This is a genomic window from Erythrobacter sp. MTPC3 (assembly GCF_042854385.1).
Taxonomy (GTDB): domain Bacteria; phylum Pseudomonadota; class Alphaproteobacteria; order Sphingomonadales; family Sphingomonadaceae; genus Erythrobacter.
In genome coordinates, this window is record NZ_BTGP01000001.1 from 506,729 (window position 1) to 529,406 (window position 22,678).

The following is a 22,678-nucleotide window of genomic DNA, read 5'->3' on the forward strand; positions in this document are numbered from 1 at the left end:
CCTGCCGGCCGAGTAACGGTCGGCGCGGTTATTCCGCTAAATCTTTCTGATCGTGTCTGTCACGGCTCTGGTTGCCGCCGCCGCGATGGCGGGCCTGCCTGCACTCAGCCTTAGCCGAGGGTTCGAAGCCTATGTTGACGACCGTGACGCGCAGCAACTCGTCGAATTCGCTGCCGAAGCAGAAGTCGCGATTGCTCAGTCGCCGGAAAATCACGTGCGCGCAGCCCTGTCGCTGCCGCCCGGCAAATCGGCGGTAGACACAACCGAACCGCCCCGCAGCGGGACCATAATTGGTTTCAGCCAGGATTATGGATGAATTATGGGCGCGCCCTGCGATTGCAGAACGCGCCCATGAGAGTTTCAGAGCGTTTGTTACGCCTGCGCTGACATCATACGGACAGCGCGTCGCGAGTTACGACGGCAAAAATACCGCTTTGGCGTTGACGAATTCCTTCATGCCAAAACCGCCGTGTTCACGGCCATACCCGGAATTCTTCACTCCGCCGAATGGCATGGCCGGATCAGCCGCGCCGAATGAATTGATGCGGATCATGCCTGTATCGAAGTGGTCACGGGCAAGCCGGATCGCCTTATCTTCATCCTTGGTAAAGATACCGCCGCCAAGGCCGTATCGGCTATCATTGGCGATGCGCATGGCGTCCTCATCATCCTTTGCCCGGATGACAGATGCAACTGGACCGAACAGTTCATCGTCATAGGCCGGTGTTCCGGGAAGACAGTCTGCCAGAACGGTTGCGGGGTAATAGCACCCCTCTCGATCATCGGGATCGCCGCCGCACAGGATTGTCGCGCCGCCATCGACGCTCTTTTTCACCTGTTCGACTAGGGTTTCGAATTGCTCGTCACTCGATACCGGCCCCAGCTGCGTGTCATCGTCGCGGGGGTCGCCCATCTTGATTGCCTTCATCTGCTCGACGAAAGCCGAAACGAATTCATCGTAAACCGCGTCGGTCACAATAAAGCGTTTGGCAGATACGCAAGTTTCGCCGTTGTTATAAAGGCGCCCCTGCACACTGGTTTTCACCGCGAGGTCGATGTCGGCATCTTCCAGAACGAGATACGCATCGTTTGATCCCAGTTCCAACACGGTTTTCTTGAGGTTTTTGGCTGCCAGTTCGCCGATATGGCTGCCTGCGCCGTCGCTGCCGGTCATGGTCACTGCGCGCACCAGTTTGTGTTCGATAACCTTGTCCGACACGTCATGGCCGACCAGGATCACGTCGAACAACCCTTTCGGCAGACCCGCTTCGAGGCAAAGATCGCGCAGCAACAGCCCGCTGCCAGTGCAGATAGAGGCGTGTTTGAGAATGACCGCGTTACCGGCCATCAAGTTTGCCGCGAGCACGCGGAGCGGCTGATAGATCGGAAAATTCCACGGCTGGATGCTGTAGATCACGCCGATGGGAGAATAGGTGACGATCCCGCGTTTCTTGCCGCCACTGTGTTTGCGCTCTTCGTCAGCAAGCTCGCTCGGCCCATTATCAGCGGTGTATTCACAAATGCGGGCACAAATTTCGACCTCGGTATGTCCGTCTTTCAGCAGCTTGCCCATTTCAGCGGTCATCAATTGTGCGAACTTTTCCGAATTGTTGCGCAATGTCTCGGCGATCTTGCGCAGATACGGTGCGCGTTCTTCATGGGTGAGAGTGCGCCAATCCAGAAACGCGCGGTGAGCCGCCTCGATTTTCGAGAACGCCTGACTTTCGTTCATAGTCTCGTATGTTTCGATTTCTTCGCCAGTGGCAGGGTTTACGGTGGTGATAGTGGTCATTTGATGCCTTTATTGGTTGCGGCGCCCTCACCGCGAAACTCGAATTGGATCAAGCTTCGCGGGAAGCGCGCGGGGGGATTGGTAATGTAACGGAGTTCGGCCAACTGCGTTCCATTCCCGTCGCAGCCCGATTGCCAGCACACTTGCACCCGATGCGCGCGATTTTGAGTTTTTTGGGCTTTGACCCGGCGGGCTCCCGTGACAATAAGCACGGGTAAACAGACAAAACTTGGGAGCTCCTGAAATGAACCTTGAATTTTCCCCAGAGGAAATCGCCTTTCGCGAGGAGGTCCGCACCTTCATCGCTGAAAACCATCCTTCCCATCTTGGTGACTTTGGCATGCGCGAGGACATGACTCCCGAAGAGATGACCGCATGGCACAAGGTCCTTGGCGAAAAAGGCTGGTCGGTTCCCGCTTGGCCGGTCGAATATGGCGGCACGGGCTGGACCCCGACGCAGCGTTATATCTGGTCAGAAGAAAACGCCCGCGCGAACACGTTCATGCCGCTTCCATTTGGTGTTTCGATGGTTGGCCCGGTAATCTACACATTCGGCAATGAAGAACAGAAGGCCCAGCACCTGCCCGGCATCCGCAGCGGCGATGTGTGGTGGTGCCAGGGATATTCCGAGCCAGGCGCAGGATCAGACCTCGCCTCACTGAAAACCACTGCCGTTCGCGATGGCGATCACTACGTCATCAACGGCCAGAAAACATGGACCACGCTGGCACAGCACGCCGATTGGGGCTTTTTCCTGTGCCGCACCGATCCCGACGCTGCAAAGCCGCAGGAAGGCATCAGCTTTATCCTGATCGACATGAAATCGCCTGGTGTCGAAGTACGCCCGATCAAGCTGCTGGATGGCGGATACGAGGTCAATGAAACCTGGCTCACCGATGTCCGCGTGCCGGTAGAAAACCTTGTCGGTGAAGAGAACAAAGGCTGGACCTACGCCAAATTCCTGCTCGCCCATGAACGCAGCGGGATCGCCGGCGTCGCCCGGTCCAAGCGCGGAGTGGAAAAACTGCGCGAGATCGCAGCCGCAGAACAGGTCGAAGACACACCGCTGATCGAGGATTTCGATTTCGCGCGCAAAGTTAGCCAGCTGGAGATTGATCTGGCCGCTCTGGAGATCACCGAACTGCGCACGCTCGCGGGTGAACAGGCGGGCAAGGGTCCGGGACCGGAAAGCTCGATCCTCAAGATCAAGGGGACCGAAATCCAGCAGCGCCTCACCGAACTAACGCTGGAAGCTGTCGGTAGCTATGGAACGCCCTATTACGGCAACATCGCTAACATTTCCGGCAATGAAGGGTCCAACCAGTACCCGATTGGTCCGGATTACGCGCATCACGCCGCCGCGACCTATTTCAATATGCGCAAGACTTCGATCTATGGCGGGTCGAACGAAATTCAGCGCAACATCATAACAAAGATGATCCTCGGCCTCTAAAAGCACGAGCGACACCGGAGAGATATAGTGGACTTCAACTTCACCGAAGAACAGGAAATGGTGCGCGACGGACTTTCGCGCATGGTCCGTGAACAATATGATTGGGAAACCCGCCGCGTCGCCATCGAAAGCGAAGCGGGCTGGCGGCCAGAGGTTTGGGCAAAGCTCGCTGAACTTGGCATTCTGGGTATGCCATTCAGCGAAGAAGATGGCGGTTTCGGCGGCGGCGCAGTCGATGCGATGGTCGTCATGGAAGAATTCGGCAAAGGCCTCGTGGTCGAACCATTCGTGCCCACCGTTGTGTGCGCTGGCGGTTTCCTGAAACACGCCGGCACTGCGGCGCAAAAAGAAGAGCATATTGGCGGCATCGTCGATGGGAGCCAGGTGTTCGCATTCGCCTATGCCGAGCCGCGCGGCCGGTATGATTACGCCAATCTTGAAACCACCGCTAAAAAGGATGGCAGCGGATATGTTTTGAACGGTCACAAGGCTGTTGTCATCGGCGCGCCGTGGGCCAGCCACTTGGTCGTCACCGCCCGCACATCGGGCGGCCAGCGTGATGCCGACGGCGTGAGCGTTTTTATCGTCGACAAGTCAGCCGATGGCGTCGTCACCCGCGATTATGAAACCGTTGACGGGCGCCGCGCATCGGAAGTCTATTTCGAAAACGTGTCGGTTCCCGCCGAAGCTCTCATCGGCGACGAAGGGGCCGCGCTTCCGTTGATCGAACAAGTCACCGATGAAGCCATCGCAGCACAATGCGCCGAAGCCTGCGGAGCAATGAAAGTCGCGCACGCAATGACGGTCGAATATTCGCGCCAGCGCAAACAGTTTGGCGTTCCAATCGGTTCGTTTCAGGTCCTGCAGCACCGCATGGTCGACATGTACACCGAATACGAACAATCGGTCTCGCTCACCTATCTGGCGACCCTTCGGCTTGATGCCGAGGTTAATGAGCGTAAGCGCGCCGTTTCAGCGGCAAAGGTCCGCATCGGTCAGGCTGCCCATCATATCGGTCAGGAAGCAGTGCAAATTCACGGCGGCAACGGCGTGACCGATGAGTACGCCATCGGGCACTATTTCAAACGGCTGACGATCTTCGATTCCGAATTCGGGAACGTCGATCATCACATGAAGCGCCACATCGCGCTTTCGTAACAACAATACCGGGGCTGATGCCCTGCCAGCCAATCGCGTGCGCACCGGCAGACACGGTGCGCGCGCGATTGTTGTTTGGGGACACAGCCCGGAGTTTAAGTGCGTTCAGAACGCTGTCGGCACGATGATGACCGATTTGTGGCTGCGTCTAAGCCCGTGATTGAAATGCAGCGTCAGCGGCTCTCCCGAATTGGAATATTCGACGCTAAGGCAATTGCGTTTGTAGCCTTCATAAAACACGCTGCAAAGCTGATCGTGCGGCTGCCTGAACGGCGGGTCCGAGAAATGATCCATATCGCCAACAAACTGGATCATCACCGGTCCGGGCGTGCCTGCCTCCGTCGCCAGTTTGGGCACATTAAGTGTGACCGTGTCGCCGGATGAACCGTTTTCGCAAATCTTGCGGACAGTATCGTCGGGGAACGTGATATTGCGAGGCTCTTTGTAATCGAAGCCGACATTACGCGAGAGGCCGATAGTGCCGCCGCGCGCTTTCAACGTCGGACCGCCCTGCCACGCTTCTGTGCAGGTCGTTACCCCGTCAACTTCGCCGATGGTAATGACAGCGTAGCATCGGCGATAGGCATCGACGATGCGCCCGATGTCTCTGCTCATCATGGGCAGGAGCACCTCGTTCAAAGGCCCGTTTGCATCGCTGCCCGAAAGCGTCAGGCTGGTGGGAGATGCGCTGTCACCTTCAACCGATATCGTGACATTCTGTTGGCCGCCAGCGTTGATTTGAACCTGTTTTGATGGCGCCGCGAGGCTACTGCCGGTCAAGAATTGACGCTCTCCCCCGCGGAGCAAAAAGCCCGATGACCCGGCGTTTCCTTCCGAAAGTGAAAGTTTGGTCCTTCCATCGGCACTGCTGAATTCCCAGTCCATAAATCCCCCCAAGGTTGCAATCGCCAGCTGCGGATAGAGCGGCTGTCGGCGTTGACGATGGCAGATTTATCACGGCCCTCCAAACAGGAGGTCAGACACCGCAAAGACCGGCAACCAGACGCGCATCCGGAGCAGAACTGCCAACCGCATTATCCAGCCGCATATCCAGCTTTCCAATCAATTGCTTGCTGGCCAGATCGTGCAGCGCACCGCCAGTTTCCGCGAAGCTTTCCAGCCGCGACCTGCCGTCTCTCCATGATTGGACAGCCTTCGCGTTCTCGCCGGCAATCGCCTGCGAATCGCCCAACATCAGCGCCGCATTTACCGCCGCCAGTGTCAGGCCGAGCTCGCTTGGGTTATTGTCAGCAAGACCTGCCAGACGCCGGGCTTCGGATGCGACCTGTCGTAAAGCGGTGCGGCATTGCTGTATGGATGAAGCCCTGCGCGCATCGATTTGCGCTGTCAGAACGCGCGCATTGCCAAGCAGCTCTCCGTTCCATGCGAGCCTTGAGGGATCGTCTGCGGCCAATTGTTCAGCATATCGCCCAGCACGCCGGATAGCTGCCTCAGCGGACCGATCATCGCCCTTAGCCAGTTGCGCCCGGGCCAGAACCAGCTGCGAACGCACGAAACGATCCACGTTGGTCATGTCCGCCGCATCAAATTCGAGCGATTTCGCTGCCCCCTGCGCAGATTGCTGCGCCAGTTCCAGCCCTTCCTCGCTTCGCCCCGCGAGCAGGCGCATATCGGCCAGCTTGGCGCGATTGCTGACCCGCGATGCGAGGGCATAGGTGTCTTCAGGATCGTCTGCCAGCATCGCCTCGTAGATACTGTTTTCCTCCCCGAGCAAACGCGCGGCGGCATCATTCTTCCCATCGGCAGTCATCGCGCGCGCCATCCACGCGAGCGTGATCGCAAAATCGAACTTGTCCTGCCAATCTGCATCACGGCTGCTCGCCGCCTCGCGCTTGATCGTGATTGCGCGCTCCAGATTGGCAATCGCTGTATCCAGATTGCGCTGCTGATATTGCACAATTCCCAGATTGGCGACGGCTGACCCGTATTCCGCCTTCCATTCCGCAGTCGCATCGCTGCGCGCCGAAAGGTCGCGGAGCAGATCCGCTGCTGCATTCATCTGACGCAGCGCAAAATCCAGATCGCCTTGGACAAAGGCCGCATTGCCCAGCCCCTGAACGCTGTATGCGTGTTCGAGAACACGCTGCGGATTGTCAGGTTCAAATTCCAACTGGCGAGCCGACGCCTCCACCGACCGGCGATGCAGTTCCATCGATTTTTCGGTGTTGCCGCGGTCCTGCTCCAGATCGGCAAGCAGTTTGAGCACCCGCGAACGGCGACCCAGCGCATTTGCATCCATCGTGTAATTCGACTGGATTTCGTAATAGCGGTTGGCCCTGTCGGCGATGCCGCCCAGCACCTGCAATTGCACATTGGGCTGCAGGTTTTCGCGCAAGTCACTGATCATATATTCGACCAGTCCTTCTGCCTGATCGCGCTGGACCTGCGCCTCATTCCGCGCTTCAATCGCGAACCACGCCAGACCGCTCATGATGACCGCAAGCGACAGGGATGCCGTCACAATGATACGGCTGCGAATGGCGCGGCGTTTCTGATCCCGCCTGACCAGTTCATCAAGCTTCACGCCCAGCATCGCGGCGACCAGTTTCAGCTTCGCCGCCTGTTTGCCATCGCCGCTGCTGCGCGCATCAGCAGCAAGCGGAGTGTCTTCTTCGATATCGGTTATCGCCAGATTTTTATCAATTGCGTGGGTCAACGCGCGCGGAAAGCACTCTTCCGCCTCGCGTCCGGGTATCTTTGATGCGCCCGGCTCTCCACCGACAATCAGCGCAAGGATTTTTGATGGGTCACGGTGCGTTTTGAACCATGCAATTTCGAAATTTACCCATTCGGATCGCGCCGATGTCGGAGAACAAATTACAAGCAGGAATTCCGAGCCGGCCAGCGCGGCCTCGACAGCGGAACCGATGCTTGCGCCCGCTGCCTCTTCCTCCCGGTCCTTGAACAAAGGGCGCAGCGATTTCGGGATCGGGCCCAGCGCGCCGTCCTGTCCCACCAACGCTTTTGGCGTGCGGTAGGATTCGATGCTCTGGTGCGCCCACTTGCCCCATGCAGCGTCAGTCCAGCTGTAGCTGATGAAAGCCTTGTATTCGAATGGTTGCAAAGCCGGCCCTCCCCACTCGCCGACCATATCGTCAGCGGCGGGAAAAGCGAAATGCGCGATTTAGGGAAAGGACCGCAGGGTTTTGAAGCCTCGTAAAGCCGCGCCTTTCATCAGAACCAGAATTTCACGCCAGCCAGAAAAACAGAGCGGTCGGGATCACCGCCATCCGCCCTTGTAAAGTCGCGCGTTTCGCCGAGGTCGGTTTGATATTCCACCCCGATATAGGGCGCAAATTCGGGTACGATTTCGTATCGCAATCGCAGGCCTGCATCGACGCTGGAGAGGCCAGCGCCAATGCCGAGTTCGGGAATATCCTGCGCCGCAAAGTTCAATTCCGCGCGAGGTTGCAAGATCAGCTGCTGCGTGATGCGAAGATCATATTCCGCCTCCACGCGGGCGGTAAGATCGCCTTCATCCGACAGAAACCCGGCGACATCAATTTCAAAAAGATACGGGGCAAGTCCCTGCATTCCCAGCACAATATGGGACGTGTCAGGCTCCGACGGGCGGTAATCGTAACGCACCCCTGCCTGAAAATCGAACCACGGCCCGATCGCGCGGCTCCACAGCGCCTGGACTTCGGCATCGTCCAGCGAACCTTTAACTTCGCCCTCACCCTCGGTCTTGATCCACAGCTTATCGATGTCGCCGCCGATCCAGGCATTCGCTTCCCAAGCATAGGCATCCGGACCCTCGCCAGATTGCAGTTCCAGCCGGTCAACGTTGAAGAGTGAATTAACCGCCCCGCCCTGCTCCTTGCGAAGCTGTTCGCGGGCGGCCGCCATTTCGGCAGCGGAGAAAAGCGCGTCGGCTGCATGTTCAGGTCCGGAAAACGCCTCTGCTGGCGGGTTGGAGGTGGGGAGCGCCATATCGCCGTTCTCCATCCCCATCATATCATGTCCAGCATGGGGATCGGGTTTGTGGGCATCGCTCTCCTGCATCGCGCTCATGTCGTGACCGGCGTGAGGATCGGCAGGGGTATCCTGCTCGCCCTGCTGCGACATGTCATGACCAGAATGGTCCATCTGCTGTGCGGCGACGGGGAACGGCAGGGCGCAGGCTGCGGCTAATAGCGCGGCCCTCACGCTGCATCGTCTTTCATCGGGCGTACTTTGACCACGTTGAACATGCCTGCGTGCATGTGCATCAGCAGGTGGCAGTGGAATGCCCAGTCACCGGGCGCATCGGCGGTGAAATCGAATTTCACATATCCGCCGGGCAGAACACTGACGGTGTGCTTGCGCGGTTGATGCCCGTCCGCCCCGTTCACGATCTCGAATAGTGCCCGTGAAGGTGGATCGGGTGCGTCATCATGGTGTTGTTCACCAGTTTGACCCGCACACGCTCATCGCGTGCAAAACGGAACGGTTCGACCACTTCGGCAAATCGTTTCCCGTCAAACGACCACATATAGCGTTCCATATTGCCGGTCAGATGAATTACCAGTTCGCGGCTAGGGCTTCGGAGATCGGGATTAGGCTCCAGCGATCGCAGCTGTGTGTAGGTGAGGACGCGGTGGGGCACGTCCTCCAGGCCCAGCCCGCGATCGCCCGTCCTGTCGGCAGGATCAGGCGCAATCATATCGACGCCCGGGTTCATTTCGACACCGGGCGCGTTGGCCGGATCGCGCATGCTCATGTCGCCGTGATCCATAGGAGCCGAGCTGGAGCCAGCCATATCGCCGTGGCCCATCGCCGCGTGATCCACAGCGTCATCGCTGATGGTTGCGGCGCCCATGCCGGCCATGCCGCCCATTCCCATGTCGCGCATCGTCAGGGTCGGGCGCTCACGCAATTCGGGAACGGGCGCTTCCATTCCTAATCGCGGCGCCAGAGTGGCGCGCGCCATGCCCGAACGGTCAATGCTTTCAGCGGCCAGAGTGTATGCCTGATCATCGCGCGGGGTAACGACCACATCGTAAGTCTCCGCGACCCCGATCTGGAACTCGTCCGTTTCAACCGGCTGCACATTTTCGCCATCGGCATTGACCACAATCATCGGCAGGCCCGGAATTCGGACATTGAAAATGCTCATTGCAGAGGCGTTGATGACGCGCAGGCGCACCCGCTCTCCGGGTGTGAACAGGCCGGTCCAGTTTTCGCCGTGGCCGTGTCCGTTGATAAGATAGGTATAGGCCGCTCCCGTCACATCGGCGATGTCTGACGGCATCATGCGCATTCCCGCCCATTCCAGGCGCTGCTTGGCGGTCTGCCCTTCCCCTGAAAGCAGCCCGGCCAGCGTTTGCTGCTGGCGGTTGAAATAGTCTGGCGATTGCTTCAGCCGCCGCATGATTTCGTGCGGGTGCATAAAACTCCAGTCGGACAGCACAATAATATGCTCGCGGTCATACTCGACCGGATCAGCGCCAGCGGGATCGACCACGATCGGGCCATAATGCCCCATCGCCTCCTGCAAGCCGGAGTGGCTGTGATACCAGTATGTCCCGGACTGGATGATAGGAAATTCATACACGAACGTTTCGTGCGGTTTGATACCGGGGAAGCTGACGCCTGGCACACCGTCCATCTGAAATGGCAGCAGCAGGCCATGCCAGTGAATGGACGTGTCCTCTTCAAGGTGATTGGTCACGGCCAAACGGACATTTTGCCCCTCGCGGAGGCGAATGAGCGGTGCGGGGATCGATCCATTGACGGTCACGGCATGGCCGGTTTTCCCGCCGACAGAGAATGTCGAATTGCCAATGGAAAGGGCAATATCCTCACCAGTCAACGTCGCGCCCGTTTTCGTCGCCGGGCTGTGCGCCAGACCTGTGGGAGACGCCCAAGCAGGCATCATCGACTGGAGGCCGAATACCCCGCCGACAGCAAGGGAGCCTTTAAGCAGATTACGGCGGGTTGGATTGGTGTAAGAGTTCATGGCCATCGCGATTACCGGTTCACCTTCCCAAACAGCTCGACAAGGTCGGTAAACTTTTCACGCTGCGCCTCGGTGTCGCCGCTTTCTATCGCGTCCTGTACGCAGCAACCGGCATGGATGGAAAGCACCTTTTGCTTGGTCGCTTTCAAGGCCGCTTCCATCGCCTGCATCTGCTGAAGGATGTCAATGCAATACCGGTCCTCCTCCATCATCTTGGCGATACCGCGTGCCTGACCTTCGATGCGTTTCAGCCGGGCTATTTCTTTCTGGAACTTATCGCTCACAATTTCGTGTCCTGTAGGCAATGGTCAAAATACCCTCTAGGGGTATAGTATGAAGGAAAAGATAGATCGATTGAATATGACAACAAGGGTTGAACAGCAAAAAACTTCACCCGAACCGCGCATCGCTGTTTTCGGCGGCTTAGCCGCACTTGCAACGGAAATCTGGCAGATGCCGCTTTATCGAACCTGTCCGAAGTATACCCCTACTGGGTATCAGGCTAGCGCCAGCCTGGATTTGGCTCGCCATACTCTGCGCGCATTGGCTTTTATATGGCGCAGGACACCTAGAATCAGACAATCGAATAGACAGCGTAAACTGCAGCCATCACGAATTGGAAGGAGTAAAGCCGAGCGGTGCTACGCAGCTGTCGGTTGAAGTGACTGTTGCGCAAATAATTTATAGCAATTCGGGCGGTGAACTCGCTCTCGGCCTTGACCATCTCAACTTGAATCCGAAAGGGGCGCTTTAATGAGTTACGGAAGATTTGCGGCCATGATCCTGGCCTCGACAGTCATCATGTATGGCCTGATGTATTTGAACAGCTACGAAATCGGTCACGTGTTCTTTAGCGAGACGCGGGCATAAATGGCGCTGTATATGGGCGCGATGATGGCCATCATCATGCTCGCCTTTATGCTTGGCATGTACAAAAAGACAGGCGTGAACATCGCGATTTTCGCAGGCTCTGCTGCTGTTTTTGCTGGCTCGCTTTATCTTGTACGCAGTCAGGACACGATTGCCGATGAAGCTTGGATGAGCGCGATGATCCCCCACCACTCCATCGCTATTCTGACCAGCGAACGCGCAAATATCGAAGACGAACGTGGCCGCGATCTGGCCGATGAAATCATCAAGGCGCAGCGCCGCGAAATCGACGAAATGAAATGGCTGCTGGATGACATAGAGGCGAATGGCCGCGCGACGACAGAGGCTGAGGCCAATGCTCGCCCCGTGCCGGAATTTAAGGGCGAACTTTAAAACGATACGGCGCCGTTAGCCGGCTCGAACAACGCCTCACTCGGAAAGCGACCGTTTCGTGGGCAGACAAGAATGAAGGGCGGCCAAAACTGGCCGCCCTTCCCAATTCTCGTAGTGGTGAAAGCGCCTTACTCGCCAGCCATCGGCGTGACCGTAACTTCTTCACCGGTGTCCGAAACCGCGGTGAACGAACCATCTTCAGCAGGCTCACTTTCTGTCCAGCAAGCGCCATCGACGCCCTCGGTGGACGGCGTGAAGCAGGTTTTGCCATCGACAACCGCCCATGTCCCTTCGGCCACAATTCCACCGTCGGCGTCCATGTCCTGGAAAGTGCCATCGGCATTTACCCGTGACATGCCTTGCGGACCATCAGCACCCATAACCTCGGCCATCATCGGAGTTACAGTGCCATTCGCAGTGGTAAGCACCGCTGTTTCGATTTCTTCAGTGACTTCGGTTTCTTCGATTTCAGCTTCTTCAGCACAGGCAATAAGCGCCAAAGGTGCCGCCAGAATAATCAACTTATGCATAATAAAATCCCCCGTCAGGTTAGCGAACCCTAACGCACAGTGGAGCAAAAGAGCGGGCAATGCACATCAATTGTCTTCTGGAAGGGATTTGGCAGGGGAGGAGAGAGCTGCGTTTCTATAATAAGCGGTTCTTATTGCGAACTTTTTCCCTCTTTAGTCCGCGCGATACTCCCACCTCTACCCTCATCTGCGCCGAACCGTTTTTAAATCTCTTTAAGCCGCTGAAAATTAGCAACATAGCTTGTGCAGTACGATCCTGCTTCCATGCCTGCCTCGCGCCACAAGGCCGGACGTTGCCATTCAACTTGAGAATGTCAGAAAGCCGAGGGCAGAAACGATGGTGAGCTTAAAATACCGTCGCGATGATCGAAATGATCACGAATACCCACGTCAAGAGATCCAGCTGTTTACCAAATTGCCGCCTCGGCGCCCAGACCGAAAGCAGGCTTACTGCAAAATTGCCCGGAAATTTCTGCCAGCCGCTGACCCCACTTGGTGATCTGCGCCACCGCATCGCCTTTGGAATCATCGCTAAACCTTGCGGTTCCCATCTTGGTCTGCTGTCCGCACCTTTGGGCCAGACAACGTCCGAGAAGCTAGAGGCTATTTAGAGCTTGGCTTTAAGTTTACCCAATGCCTGCGCCCGCAATTGATGGACGCGCGGCACGCTGACCTCCAGAATTTCAGAAATCTCGGTCAGATTCAATTCTTCGACGAAGAACAATTGCAGGACGAGTTGCGATCGCTTTGGCAATTCCCCCATCGCCAAAATTAGCCGCTCGCGGTCATCCATGGCGGATAGCACCGCAAACGGATCAGGTGCTTGATCGGCAAACGCAGCGTCGCTATCGTCATAAGAGTCGTCAATCGAGGTAAGCCGCGTTTGCGAAGCCTCTACCTCGCGTAGCTCTTCCTCGCTAAATCCAAGCTTTTGCGCCAATTCTTCGGGCAGCGGCATACGGCCCAATTCAGCCTGCAATGTATCGACGGCCAAATCGTATTTCTTGCGACGCTCCACAACCCGGCGACTGTCCGGCATTGTTTTGCGTACCAGATCAAACATCGCACCCCGAACGCGCATTTTCGCATAGGCAGCAAATCCATCCTCGGTCGGTCCGGCATGACGCCGGGCAGCCTGAGTAAGCGCAATCATCCCCGACTGGACCAGATCCTCAATCTCCAAACCATCGCGGCCCATTCCGAAAATATGCCACGCCGCGCGCTGAACCATGGGCACAAATGCACGCACGCGGGCGTCTACCTCAGCGGGATCGCTATAGGCTTCGGCAGCCGCAAAAGGGGTTTGATCGTGTTTCATGCCGCAACGCTTTCTTGCTCAAGGCCTGCTTCACCCGCCGACAGTGGGGGGATTTCAAGGGCAGAGCCTGTGTCCTCACCAATCACCGCAAGAACCTCTATCGGCTGCGTCGCAGGCAGCTCATTGATCGAAAGCACCATCGCCTGCGGCACACGGCTGCGCAGGAGCGCGGCCATAGACCGGCGAACCGGCGGCTGGACCACCAATGCGACGACGCTGCCGCTGTCCTGTGTGAGAGCAGCCATACGGCCTGCGATCATGCTACCGCAGTCCGGCTCTATCAAAGGTTGTCCGGTCGCCGGGTCCGTCATCCCGCCGAGGATCGCCCCTTCGAGTTTGGCATCCAGCGTAGCCACTTTCAGCGGTGTGTCCGGCGCGCAGACCTGCCCCACCATCCAGCCGCCCAGATCAGCACGGATGTGATCCACGAGCTCCGTGAAATTCTGCGTAGTCTGCAGGCCCAGCGCCAAGCTGGAGAAAATAGGCTGCGGATGCCCGAGGCCGATGCCGTCGGCGATGAGCGCGCGGAGCAAACGGGTAAGCGCCGCAAGCGACATGGGCTCGGGATGGATTGCTTCAACCAGACCAGGCGATTTGTCCCGCAAGGCATCCAGTAAGGTGCGGACCTCTTCGGGGCCAAGCAGCGCTTCGGCGCGGACCTGAAGCAGCTGGTTGAGATGGGTCGCAATGACAGTGCTGGGGTCAACGGTTAGATACCCTTCGGCAATGGCCAGTTCGCGCTGATGCGGTTCTATCCAGAGAGCGGAACAGCCGAAGCTTGGATCGGTGGTGGCAATGCCTGAAATGGTTTTCACCGGACTGACATCGCCAGTGTCGATAGCCATGACCTTGCCGGGCAGCACTTCGGACTGGGCCAGAACCACGCCGCCCAGCATCAGGCGATAGGCGTTTGCATCAAGCTCAATCGCGTCCCGCACGCGGAACTGCGGCAGGACAAAACCGAACTGGCGCGACAATTGTTTGCGGATTCCGGTTATGCGCGAGACCAACGGCGAGCCTTTTGCTTCATCGACAAAGTGGACGAGGCCAAAACCAAGCTCGACGGAAACCAGCGTTTGATCGGTGACTTCGTCGATCCCAAACTGGTCCGGCGATTTCGACTCCACAGCCAATTCCGGTGGGGTCGGTTCGCTGGCCTTGCGCCGCAGAAAATACCACAGCCCGCCCGCAATCGCGGCTGCGGGTAGGAAAAACAATTGCGGCATATCCGGTATCAAACCAATCGCGCCCAGCACAATGGCAACAGGCAGCCAGCCGCGCGCATCGGAAAACTGACTCCCGATCTGGCCGAACAAATCCTTGCTATCCGAAACACGGGTGACGATTGCCGCGGCTGCAATCGACAGCAGCAATGCAGGCACCTGCGCGACAAGAGCATCGCCAACCGCCAGTGTTACAAAACGCTCTCCGGATTCGGCGGCGGTCAAACCGTGGCTGAACATCCCGAGCGCAAATCCGGCGATCACATTGACGCCAAGGATCAAAAGCGCCGCAATCGCATCGCCTTTCACAAATTTGGAGGCACCGTCCATCGCGCCATAAAAATCGGCCTCAACCGCGACGTCCGTGCGGCGCTGGCGGGCTTCGTCTGCGGTCATCAGGCCAGCGGCGATATCGGCATCAATCGCCATTTGTTTGCCGGGCAACGCATCGAGTACAAAACGCGCAGAAACCTCGGAGACGCGACCTGCGCCTTTGGTAATCACGACCATATTTATGATCAGCAGGATCACGAAAACGAACAATCCGACGAGGAAATTGCCTCCGACCAGAAATGCGCCAAACGCGTTGATCACCTGACCCGCGGCAGCGCCGCCTTCGTGACCGTTGACCAGCACAATCCGGGTCGAGGCGACATTGAGCGAGAGGCGGAGCAAGGTCGCGAACAGCAGCACTGACGGGAACGACGAAAAATCGAGCGGGCGCGCGGAGTTAAGTGCGGTAGTTAGCACCGCCAGCGACAGCGCGAGATTGAGCACGAAAAACGTGTCGAGCAGCGCGGTAGGGATCGGCAGGACCATCAAAGTAATCAGCGCGAGAATGCCAGCTGGCAACGCAAAGGCACCTGGCACACCGCTCAGCGATTGGTTGAAACGCGCGATCACAGTCCAAACGCTTTCAGTTGGTCATAGGCTCGGCGTGCGTGATCACCCGCAGAACCGGATGACTGGCCAACCGAGAGATTGAAACTCGCGCTGAGAAGATCGCTGATCTTTGGCAGGTTCGGCAGAGGCGAAAGCCGGGGCGCTGGAGCGCGGGCCATGGGCTGGGATGCGAAATTCCCCGAGCCAAAATCGCGTTCCGCGTGCGCGAAAGCTGATTTCGCTGACGCAGACGATCCCGCTGCGAACGCGGCTGTTTTCTGATTAGCACCAAAGCCTGAATGCTCACCCGGCATGGCCTCTTCGATCTTTGCTCGCATCAGGTCCATCACGCCTTGCAAGCTGCGTGGCGCGCCGGATTGGGTGTAGAATATGGATCGATTAGCAGCGGCAGGTTTGGGGAACAGAGTCGCCGCCGGAGCGTCAGGGTTGCTCTGCAAGGCGGATAGAAATCGGCTTGCCCCACCGCTGCCGAGGAAATGAGCCAGATACAGCTCGCCTGCATCCGGATCTCGGCCCAGCACCCCTTGAAGAACCGCGCTGTTATCCCGCGCAAGGGCGCCCGCCATTAGAGATGCGGCCTGCGGATCGTTGCGTAAAGCAAGGATTTGTCCGCGAAGCAGCGGATCGGCGACGTGCGGCCCGCGCGGACCGCTGGAAATAGCAGAGGCCTCTGCGCTGTAACCGAGGGCCGCACCGTGGCGTTGAACTGTCGAAAGCCAAGTGGAATCGATAAACTGGAACAGACCGCTTGCGCTTGAAGTGCGCGCCTTCGCGTCGGCATCAAGGCTGGATTCAACTTGCGCCTGAGCCAGCAAATAACCGAAATCGACATCGAGTTCGTCCGAGGCGCGCGCGATCGCCTGCTGCACACTGCCCGGTTTTTGCGGGGCGGCGTGGGTTGTGGCCAAAATGGGAGTCGTATCGCTCAAGGGGTTTTCCTTGCTTCAAACCGGTAGTGGTTCTGCTGCAGCAAGGGGCGTGCCAAGTGGGACGCCATCGGAATGTGACGGTTAGAAATTCGAAGCCTTTGGCAGACGATATGCGGCAGACGCCCCGGACAAGGCATCTATCCGCGCTGCTACGTTCGTAGCCAGAAGATTGCGCACACGGCGGTTGACCTCGTTCATCTGGCGTGCGGTTTCCAGGAGGCTGCGGCATTCCTCGTCGACCTGGTCGGCCGGTTCGGCGTCAATCCCATCGCACAGGGCCATTTTGGAACGGCTGGTCACCATCAGACCATCCAGATCAAGCGCGGCAAGAGATTGCCGTTCTTCTTCCAGCACGGCAACCATTTGCCGCAACTGCACGCTCAATTCATCGCGATTGCTCATTCTGCATATCCCAGCATAAGGCGCGCTGCGATCAGCGCATCGGCAATCTCTGAAGGAACGATCGGGTAGCTGCCGTCTTTCAAAGCATCGCGAATTTCGGCGACACGGGTGCTATCAACGATCGGCGAACCTGCATCAGTTGTGCCGCGCACTTCTACACTCACACCTTGCTCGGGAGCGGGTGCCGGGCGCGCATTTGGCGCAGCGTGCGGTCCGGTTTCCGGTTTCCCGCCAGCCCCGATTGCCGAGGACGCGGTAATCGCTGAAAGTCGTTGAATATCGAGCGGTGACATGGGTCTTTCCTATCCTTTTCCAAAACCTAGAACGGCGCAGTCGGCGAAAGTTTAAGCGGGCACCGACATTTTTTGGCGGGACCGGCTAGTCAGCGCGGATTTCCACGAGGCCCGGGCGGACAATAAGCGCCTGCACCGCACTAGCTTTACGATCAGCCCGGACTTTGATCCATTCGCCGACCGCGCCCGCTTCCTGAGCTTCCCCTTTTTGTTGGATGCTAAAACCCCGTCCGCGCACCGCAATGGTGACGGTTTCACCGCGCGCGATGACTTTCGTTGCTTCTTGCGGTGCTGCCTCGCGCAGCAGATTGACGTAAATCCGCCAGCCATCCGCGCCGATACACTGCACCTCAACAACGCGGCCCGGCTGCCCGTACCAATCAAGCGCCAGCGCCTGATTGCACGCCCGGAGACGCAGCCTCGGGTCAACAGGCTCGCGAGCGCCGCCAGTGCTGCCAAGAGTGCGTCCGGTAAAGCTTTCGACCAGCCTGTCGATCTGGCTAGTGTCGACAAACCGTGCATCTCTGGCGTGGGCAGCGTGGGGAAGACTTGAGAGTGTAGCGGCGGTCAGAGCAGAAGCAATCATTCGGATCATATCGCGTATCCTTTGCGAAAGAGGTGTACGCAGCGCACAGCAATTCGCGTGCCAAGTGTCCGCAATATTCCGATTACCACGACACGGGGCCGACCAAAGTCAGCGCGGCAACTCCGCCCCCTGCTCCACCGCATCAAACGCCGCCGCCGCATGGATGGTGCTGCGGTCTGATAATTGCAGGATAATTCTCGCCTGCCACCCCGCTTGCTCCGCTTGCGAGGCAAACAGGCCTGCTCGCTCCCACACTTCCTCTCGATCTCCGGGTGCATAACTGGCAAATATTGTCAGCTGGCTGCGCGGGTCATGCCCTTGCAATTCCAGCCATTCGTCAAACGCTGCAATAGCGCCGGTCTCGCGAAACAGGGCCTGAGCCTGCGCAACAAATGGTTCGGCGGGCCGGTCCGCTTCCCGTTCGCGCAAAGCGATAAAACCTGCCAGCGATGTCAGAAACAGGATTAGCGCAAGATCAGCCAGAATAACCTGCCAGGATGATGGCAATCGAACTGTCATGCCGCGTCTCTTTGGACCGCATTTTTCGTCGGGCAGGCAGGCTTCAACTGATTGACGAGCCACATGGTCAGCTCTTCGCGTTGCTTCTCTTCGGACTTGGCACGCCGTTCAATCGCGCTGGCGAGCGGGTGCCAGACCAGATGGGCGAGTAGCAACCCGTAAAGGGTCGAGACGACAGCGCTGGACACCGATGCCATCACCGCGCCCTCGCCCGCCAGATCGGTGCCGGGCAGCTGGCTAAGCGCCAGCAGGGTTCCGGCAAGCCCGAGGACCGGGCTAAGCTCGCCCGCGCGTTCGAGAGCCTGAACCGCTGTTTCGAGCGAGGCATGCCGGAGCGCACGGTGACGCTGATGCTCTGCGACCATGGCATCGGTCGACCGATGGTGGATTAACGCGGCTGTTGCATCGGCAAATTCGGGATCGGACACGGCGCCCACACTGCCTCTGAACACACCGTTTTGGCGCATTTGCTCAACGCGGCTGGCAAGCTCTGCCCGCTGCCGCGCCAGATTGAACGGACGGCGGGTGAGCCGTGCAAGATGTCGCACGGTTTCCATACTGCTGCTTCGCCCGGTCCGAACAAAAGTGACGGTCAAGGTGCCCAGCAGCACAAAGCCCGCAACGCCCACATCAATCAATTGCTGAAGATCCACTGCCCATCCTTTCTTGACCTCATCAAGAACGGCGGGCGCGTGCTGGGATTAAGGGTGGCGCTGCTTTGCCGGTTATGCGGCAAGGGATTGCCGCCGGCGCATCAGAAGACCCCTCAACCATATATTTTTCAATACTTTAGGCAAACTTGGCATGGTCATTGCTCTACGCTGTGACAAGAAACTTCTGCCGAAAGGAAGGACGATGAGCGAACGACTGTTTGGCATTCACGGTGCAGCGTTAGAACTGCGTTCGCAGCGCATGGGATTGCTGACTAGCAATATCGCCAACGCTGCAACGCCAGGATACAAAGCGCGTGATATCGACTTCGCATCGGCTCTCGCCGCGCGCACGAATGGCGCCGCCACCGATCAGGCCTTGGCCGCCAACACCCTTTATCGCATCCCAACAATGGACGCCGCCGATGGCAACACGGTGGAACTCGCAAACGAACAGCTCGCCTTTGCTGAAAACGCCGTCGCCTATTCGGCCACTCTGTCTTTTGTGCAGAGCAAGGTCGATTCGGTGAAACGCGCGCTGAAGGGCGAATGAACATGCCGCAAAGCAATTCCGGCCAGATGAACATCTTCACTCTCGCGCAGCGCGGAATGTCAGCGCAGATGGTGCGCATGAACGCGGCGGCATCCAACCTTGCCAATGCCGGTTCTGTCGCTGGCAGTGCGGAAGACGCATACCGCCCGCTACGCCCGACATTCGAGGCGGAGCTGGACCGCGCCTCCGGCCTCACCGGCGTGCGCGTTACCAGCGTCACCCCGTCAGACATCGAAGCCATTCGCCGGCACGATCCGGACCACCCGCTCGCCGATGAAAATGGCGATGTGTGGGAGGCCCCGGTCGATGAAACGGGCGAGATGATCGAAATTATGGAAAGCGCACGGCAATATCAAAACCTTGTCGAGGCGCTCCAGACAGCCAAGCAATTGATGCTTGAAACCATGCGGAGCAAATGACCATGAGCGATAGTTTTTCCCCTCTCACCCCTGGCGCGGCGAACGCGCTGAATGCACTCAACGCCCCCGGCAACGCGCCCGCCAGCAATGGTGAAAATGCGCTGGGTCAAAGCGATTTCCTGCGCCTGCTGACCGTTCAATTGCAGCAGCAGGACCCGCTTGAGCCGGTCGATAACAAAGAGATGCTGGCACAAATGGCGCAGTTCTCAGGCCTCGCCGCGACCACCGAAACCAACGCATCTCTGGGAGAGATTTCAGCAAAACTCGACGCGCTGATCGAAGCGCAACGTCAGGCCATTATCCCGGCCCAGCCATCCACCTAACCTCAAGAGGACATGAATTATGAGCAACTTTTACACATCGCTTAATGGGCTCAAAAATGCCGAGACAGACCTCGGCGTTATCGCCCACAACATTGCTAACGCGGAAACCACCGGGTTCAAGAAATCGAGCACGCAATTTGCCGATATCATGACCAATGGCTCTGCTGCCGATCCGCGCCTTTCAATAGGTATCGGTGCGACTGTCAGTTCGATCGACCAGAATTTCTCGCTCGGATCGCTGGAACAGACCGGGCGCAGCCTTGATCTGGCGCTGGACGGCGATGGCTTCTTCGCCACGCGGAACGCGGAAAGCAATGAGACAACCTTCACCCGCAACGGCAATATTCAGATCAATTCGGCCGGCAATCTGACCGATGCGTCAGGCAACCGTCTACAGGTGTTCGAAACGGACACTGCGGGCAATGTGATTAGCACCGCCGCAACCATCGACGGTGTGGTGCCGATCACCAACGCTGCCGGAGCCGATCTGGCAGGCGTAACAGTCCAGAAAAACGGCGTTGTCTTTGCATCCTATGCCGATGGCACCAGCGATGCGATTGGCCGCGTGGCCGTGGCCAATTTCACGTCGCCAAACGGACTAAAGTCAATCGGGCAGACCAAATGGGAAGCAACCGGACTATCGGGTGCGCCAAACTTTAACTTGCCAGGCATCGGCAATGCCGGACAATTGTTCTCCGGCGCGCTGGAACGCTCAAATGTCGATCTCGCGGAGGAAATGGTTTCGCTCATCACGGCGCAGCGCAATTTCCAGGCCAACGCCAAAGCGATCGACACCGCCACCCAAATTTCGCAGACCATCATTAACCTGCGAACCTGATCGCTATGGACCGCCTGATATACACCGCCCTTTCGGGAATGGATGCGGCCATGAACCGGCAGCGCGCAGTGGCGAACAATCTCGCCAATGTCAGCACGCCCGGTTTCCGCGCCGAAGAATTCTCGGTCGAACCCGTGACCATCAAGGGCGAGGCGATGCAAACGCGCAGCCTCGCCCAGGGGCTGGTTCGTGGGGCCAATATGGAAGGCGGCACAGTGACCCAAACGGGCCAGCCGCTCGATATCGCAGTGGCGGGCAACGCCTTGCTCGCGCTGCAGGCTGGCGACGGGTCCGAAGTGTATTCACGCCGCGGCGACCTGAACGTATCCGCCACCGGCGTGTTGCAAAATGGCGATGGTTTGCCGGTCATCGGCGAAGCAGGGCCAATCACTCTGCCTACCGGATCGCAAATCAGTATCAGCGATGATGGCGGCATATTCCTGCGTGATCCCGCCACGCCAGAGGCCCCGCCCGAACAGATTGCCCGCATCAAACTCGCCAATCCCGATGGCAGCGCAATTGTGAAGGATATTGACGGGTTTCTGCGCGTGCCGGGCGGAGGCATCCTCCCCGCCGATCCGACAGCGCGCGTAATGACCGGCGCAATCGAAGGGTCAAACGTCGATACCGCGACCACACTGGTGCAAATGATCGAGGCCCAACGCAGCTTTGAACAGCGTACCAAAATCATCTCCACCGCAGAAGACATCGATCAGGCAGGTGCCCGGTTGATGAGCTTGCGCTGAGCCATTCTTAAGGGAGCCAAACTATGTCCACATCCGCCCTACACGTCGCCCGCACCGGGCTTGAGGCGCAAGATACGCGTATGCGTGTCATCGCCAACAATCTCGCCAATATCGGCACAACCGGCTTCAAACGCGACCGTGCCGATTTCGAAACGCTGGCCTATCAGGATACGCGGGTCGCAGGACAGCGATCCACCAATGAAACCGCCTATGCCGTCGGACTCAATCTCGGCAACGGTGTGGCGGTGCAAGGCACCAGCCGGATCGAAACGCAGGGCACGCTGAACACCACGGGAAATGCCTTCGACCTCGCATTGAACGGTCCCGGCCTGTTTCAGGTTGAACTGCCGGGCGGCCGCCTCGCCTTTACCCGGGCAGGCAATTTCACACTCAGCGCAGAAGGCCAGCTGGTCACGGCGCAAGGATACGCCGTCCAGCCCGCAATCCAGATACCGCAAGGGGCGCAATCCGTCACCGTCGCACCCGACGGCACCGTCTCTGCCACGCTTGCAGGGGATGCCGCGCCGGCTGAACTGGGTCAAATCACCATTGCAAGTTTCCCCAACCCCGCCGGACTGCAAGCCATCGGCGACAACTTTCTGGTCGAAACCGCAGGCAGCGGCGCAGCCGAAATCGGCGCAGGCGGCATCGAAGGGCGAGGTTCGATCCGGCAAGGCGCACTAGAGGCGAGCAACGTCAATGTCGTCGAAGAGCTTGTCGAGATGATCGAGGCGCAGCGCGCTTACGAGATTAATTCCAAAATGATCAGCAGCGTCGATGAGATGCTGCGCAACGCCAACCAGACGCTGTGAGAAATT

At 58.3% G+C, this 22,678-nt stretch carries 24 protein-coding genes and 2 pseudogenes; 11 read left to right on the forward strand and 15 right to left on the reverse strand.

Features of this window, described 5'->3' with window-relative positions; translation table 11 throughout:
- Positions 1 to 52 precede the first annotated feature (52 nt).
- Positions 53 to 316 carry a hypothetical protein gene (locus ACGHU1_RS02470; RefSeq protein WP_390583048.1) on the forward strand — a complete coding sequence of 88 codons (264 nt, stop codon included), beginning with the start codon at positions 53 to 55 and terminating at the stop codon, positions 314 to 316.
- 96 nt (positions 317 to 412) lie between these two features.
- Here the strand turns inward: ACGHU1_RS02470 and ACGHU1_RS02475 are convergent, their stop codons facing one another.
- Positions 413 to 1,792: an NAD-dependent succinate-semialdehyde dehydrogenase gene (locus ACGHU1_RS02475; RefSeq protein WP_390583050.1), complete on the reverse strand. Its 1,380-nt coding sequence runs from the start codon at positions 1,790 to 1,792 to the stop codon at positions 413 to 415.
- A gap of 244 nt (positions 1,793 to 2,036) precedes the next feature.
- Here ACGHU1_RS02475 and ACGHU1_RS02480 point away from each other — a divergent pair, with 244 nt between their 5' ends.
- Entirely contained in the window at positions 2,037 to 3,245 is a 1,209-nt protein-coding gene (locus tag ACGHU1_RS02480; protein ID WP_390583051.1) for an acyl-CoA dehydrogenase family protein, read from the forward strand.
- 27 nt (positions 3,246 to 3,272) lie between these two features.
- Complete coding sequence (locus tag ACGHU1_RS02485; RefSeq protein WP_390583053.1) at positions 3,273 to 4,403, forward strand: acyl-CoA dehydrogenase family protein; 1,131 nt, start codon at positions 3,273 to 3,275, stop codon at positions 4,401 to 4,403.
- 105 nt (positions 4,404 to 4,508) lie between these two features.
- On the opposite strand, the gene ACGHU1_RS02490 is transcribed toward ACGHU1_RS02485, so the two are convergent.
- From ACGHU1_RS02490 to ACGHU1_RS02510, 5 genes and pseudogenes are all read right to left on the reverse strand, one after another.
- Complete coding sequence (locus ACGHU1_RS02490) at positions 4,509 to 5,183, reverse strand: hypothetical protein (protein WP_390583054.1); 675 nt, start codon at positions 5,181 to 5,183, stop codon at positions 4,509 to 4,511.
- A gap of 196 nt (positions 5,184 to 5,379) precedes the next feature.
- Positions 5,380 to 7,488: a TIR domain-containing protein gene (locus tag ACGHU1_RS02495; protein ID WP_390583056.1), complete on the reverse strand. Its 2,109-nt coding sequence runs from the start codon at positions 7,486 to 7,488 to the stop codon at positions 5,380 to 5,382.
- Between the two features lie 110 nt (positions 7,489 to 7,598).
- Complete coding sequence (locus ACGHU1_RS02500; RefSeq protein ID WP_390583058.1) at positions 7,599 to 8,573, reverse strand: copper resistance protein B; 975 nt, start codon at positions 8,571 to 8,573, stop codon at positions 7,599 to 7,601.
- A pseudogene (locus ACGHU1_RS02505) lies at positions 8,570 to 10,365 on the reverse strand (copper resistance system multicopper oxidase). Before ACGHU1_RS02505 ends, ACGHU1_RS02500 begins: the two are co-directional and overlap by 4 nt.
- Before the next feature lie 11 nt (positions 10,366 to 10,376).
- Positions 10,377 to 10,649: a metal-sensitive transcriptional regulator gene (locus tag ACGHU1_RS02510; protein ID WP_390583059.1), complete on the reverse strand. Its 273-nt coding sequence runs from the start codon at positions 10,647 to 10,649 to the stop codon at positions 10,377 to 10,379.
- Positions 10,650 to 11,118: 469 nt separating this feature from the next.
- Here ACGHU1_RS02510 and ACGHU1_RS02515 point away from each other — a divergent pair.
- Positions 11,119 to 11,628, forward strand: a pseudogene (locus ACGHU1_RS02515) (DUF305 domain-containing protein).
- Between the two features lie 128 nt (positions 11,629 to 11,756).
- On the opposite strand, the gene ACGHU1_RS02520 reads toward ACGHU1_RS02515, so the two are convergent.
- A complete protein-coding gene (locus tag ACGHU1_RS02520) occupies positions 11,757 to 12,158 on the reverse strand; it encodes a hypothetical protein (protein ID WP_390583061.1) in 402 nt (133 codons plus the stop codon).
- Positions 12,159 to 12,520: 362 nt separating this feature from the next.
- Here ACGHU1_RS02520 and ACGHU1_RS02525 point away from each other — a divergent pair, with 362 nt between their 5' ends.
- On the forward strand, positions 12,521 to 12,769 hold the full coding sequence (locus ACGHU1_RS02525; RefSeq protein ID WP_390583063.1) for a hypothetical protein: 249 nt from the start codon (positions 12,521 to 12,523) through the stop codon (positions 12,767 to 12,769).
- Here ACGHU1_RS02525 and ACGHU1_RS02530 read toward each other — a convergent pair.
- The 8 genes from ACGHU1_RS02530 to ACGHU1_RS02565 all read right to left on the reverse strand — a co-directional run bounded on the left by ACGHU1_RS02530 (position 12,766) and on the right by ACGHU1_RS02565 (position 18,984).
- A complete protein-coding gene (locus ACGHU1_RS02530) occupies positions 12,766 to 13,476 on the reverse strand; it encodes a sigma-70 family RNA polymerase sigma factor (protein WP_390583065.1) in 711 nt (236 codons plus the stop codon). The two genes, ACGHU1_RS02525 and ACGHU1_RS02530, sit on opposite strands and share 4 nt — an antisense overlap.
- Entirely contained in the window at positions 13,473 to 15,518 is a 2,046-nt protein-coding gene (locus ACGHU1_RS02535) for a flagellar biosynthesis protein FlhA (protein WP_390583184.1), read from the reverse strand. Before ACGHU1_RS02535 ends, ACGHU1_RS02530 begins: the two co-directional genes overlap by 4 nt.
- 80 nt (positions 15,519 to 15,598) lie before the next feature.
- The gene (locus ACGHU1_RS02540; RefSeq protein ID WP_390583066.1) at positions 15,599 to 16,531 is read right to left on the reverse strand and encodes a lytic transglycosylase domain-containing protein; all 933 of its coding nucleotides are present in this window, start codon (positions 16,529 to 16,531) and stop codon (positions 15,599 to 15,601) included.
- A gap of 81 nt (positions 16,532 to 16,612) precedes the next feature.
- A complete protein-coding gene (locus ACGHU1_RS02545; protein ID WP_390583068.1) occupies positions 16,613 to 16,933 on the reverse strand; it encodes a flagellar protein FlgN in 321 nt (106 codons plus the stop codon).
- The gene (locus ACGHU1_RS02550; protein WP_390583070.1) at positions 16,930 to 17,226 is read right to left on the reverse strand and encodes a flagellar biosynthesis anti-sigma factor FlgM; all 297 of its coding nucleotides are present in this window, start codon (positions 17,224 to 17,226) and stop codon (positions 16,930 to 16,932) included. Before ACGHU1_RS02550 ends, ACGHU1_RS02545 begins: the two co-directional genes overlap by 4 nt.
- 85 nt (positions 17,227 to 17,311) lie before the next feature.
- Complete coding sequence (locus tag ACGHU1_RS02555; protein ID WP_390583072.1) at positions 17,312 to 17,821, reverse strand: flagella basal body P-ring formation protein FlgA; 510 nt, start codon at positions 17,819 to 17,821, stop codon at positions 17,312 to 17,314.
- Positions 17,822 to 17,920: 99 nt separating this feature from the next.
- Positions 17,921 to 18,331 (reverse strand): hypothetical protein, encoded by a 411-nt coding sequence (locus tag ACGHU1_RS02560; RefSeq protein ID WP_390583073.1) that lies wholly within the window; start codon positions 18,329 to 18,331, stop codon positions 17,921 to 17,923.
- Positions 18,328 to 18,984: a MotA/TolQ/ExbB proton channel family protein gene (locus ACGHU1_RS02565; protein WP_390583074.1), complete on the reverse strand. Its 657-nt coding sequence runs from the start codon at positions 18,982 to 18,984 to the stop codon at positions 18,328 to 18,330. Before ACGHU1_RS02565 ends, ACGHU1_RS02560 begins: the two co-directional genes overlap by 4 nt.
- Positions 18,985 to 19,186: 202 nt before the next feature.
- Between ACGHU1_RS02565 and flgB the strand changes: the two genes are divergently transcribed.
- The 6 genes from flgB to flgG are packed head-to-tail and all read left to right on the forward strand — an operon-like array spanning position 19,187 to position 22,672.
- A complete protein-coding gene (gene flgB, locus ACGHU1_RS02570) occupies positions 19,187 to 19,534 on the forward strand; it encodes a flagellar basal body rod protein FlgB (protein ID WP_390583075.1) in 348 nt (115 codons plus the stop codon).
- A 2-nt stretch (positions 19,535 to 19,536) separates the two neighbouring features.
- Positions 19,537 to 19,953 (forward strand): flagellar basal body rod protein FlgC, encoded by a 417-nt coding sequence (gene flgC, locus ACGHU1_RS02575; protein ID WP_390583185.1) that lies wholly within the window; start codon positions 19,537 to 19,539, stop codon positions 19,951 to 19,953.
- Between the two features lie 2 nt (positions 19,954 to 19,955).
- Complete coding sequence (locus ACGHU1_RS02580) at positions 19,956 to 20,276, forward strand: flagellar hook assembly protein FlgD (protein WP_390583076.1); 321 nt, start codon at positions 19,956 to 19,958, stop codon at positions 20,274 to 20,276.
- A gap of 19 nt (positions 20,277 to 20,295) precedes the next feature.
- Positions 20,296 to 21,114, forward strand: a complete 819-nt coding sequence (locus ACGHU1_RS02585; RefSeq protein WP_390583077.1) for a flagellar hook-basal body protein — start codon at positions 20,296 to 20,298, stop codon at positions 21,112 to 21,114.
- A gap of 5 nt (positions 21,115 to 21,119) precedes the next feature.
- On the forward strand, positions 21,120 to 21,860 hold the full coding sequence (locus tag ACGHU1_RS02590) for a flagellar basal body rod protein FlgF (protein WP_390583079.1): 741 nt from the start codon (positions 21,120 to 21,122) through the stop codon (positions 21,858 to 21,860).
- A gap of 23 nt (positions 21,861 to 21,883) precedes the next feature.
- The gene (gene flgG, locus ACGHU1_RS02595; protein WP_390583081.1) at positions 21,884 to 22,672 is read left to right on the forward strand and encodes a flagellar basal-body rod protein FlgG; all 789 of its coding nucleotides are present in this window, start codon (positions 21,884 to 21,886) and stop codon (positions 22,670 to 22,672) included.
- Positions 22,673 to 22,678: the final 6 nt, after the last annotated feature.

Bases quoted from the DNA above. Each gene is read 5' to 3' on its own strand.
- ACGHU1_RS02585 (WP_390583077.1), top strand. From the start codon at position 20,296: ATGAGCAACTTTTACACATCGCTTAATGGGCTCAAAAATGCCGAGACA.
- flgC (WP_390583185.1), top strand. From the start codon at position 19,537: ATGCCGCAAAGCAATTCCGGCCAGATGAACATCTTCACTCTCGCGCAG.
- ACGHU1_RS02590 (WP_390583079.1), top strand. From the start codon at position 21,120: ATGGACCGCCTGATATACACCGCCCTTTCGGGAATGGATGCGGCCATG.
- ACGHU1_RS02550 (WP_390583070.1), bottom strand. From the start codon at position 17,226: ATGTCACCGCTCGATATTCAACGACTTTCAGCGATTACCGCGTCCTCG.
- ACGHU1_RS02560 (WP_390583073.1), bottom strand. From the start codon at position 18,331: ATGACAGTTCGATTGCCATCATCCTGGCAGGTTATTCTGGCTGATCTT.
- ACGHU1_RS02475 (WP_390583050.1), bottom strand. From the start codon at position 1,792: ATGACCACTATCACCACCGTAAACCCTGCCACTGGCGAAGAAATCGAA.
- ACGHU1_RS02525 (WP_390583063.1), top strand. From the start codon at position 12,521: ATGATCGAAATGATCACGAATACCCACGTCAAGAGATCCAGCTGTTTA.
- ACGHU1_RS02520 (WP_390583061.1), bottom strand. From the start codon at position 12,158: ATGCATAAGTTGATTATTCTGGCGGCACCTTTGGCGCTTATTGCCTGT.
- ACGHU1_RS02545 (WP_390583068.1), bottom strand. From the start codon at position 16,933: ATGAGCAATCGCGATGAATTGAGCGTGCAGTTGCGGCAAATGGTTGCC.
- ACGHU1_RS02580 (WP_390583076.1), top strand. From the start codon at position 19,956: ATGAGCGATAGTTTTTCCCCTCTCACCCCTGGCGCGGCGAACGCGCTG.
- ACGHU1_RS02530 (WP_390583065.1), bottom strand. From the start codon at position 13,476: ATGAAACACGATCAAACCCCTTTTGCGGCTGCCGAAGCCTATAGCGAT.
- ACGHU1_RS02535 (WP_390583184.1), bottom strand. From the start codon at position 15,518: ATGGTCCTGCCGATCCCTACCGCGCTGCTCGACACGTTTTTCGTGCTC.
- ACGHU1_RS02555 (WP_390583072.1), bottom strand. From the start codon at position 17,821: ATGATCCGAATGATTGCTTCTGCTCTGACCGCCGCTACACTCTCAAGT.
- ACGHU1_RS02480 (WP_390583051.1), top strand. From the start codon at position 2,037: ATGAACCTTGAATTTTCCCCAGAGGAAATCGCCTTTCGCGAGGAGGTC.
- flgB (WP_390583075.1), top strand. From the start codon at position 19,187: ATGAGCGAACGACTGTTTGGCATTCACGGTGCAGCGTTAGAACTGCGT.
- flgG (WP_390583081.1), top strand. From the start codon at position 21,884: ATGTCCACATCCGCCCTACACGTCGCCCGCACCGGGCTTGAGGCGCAA.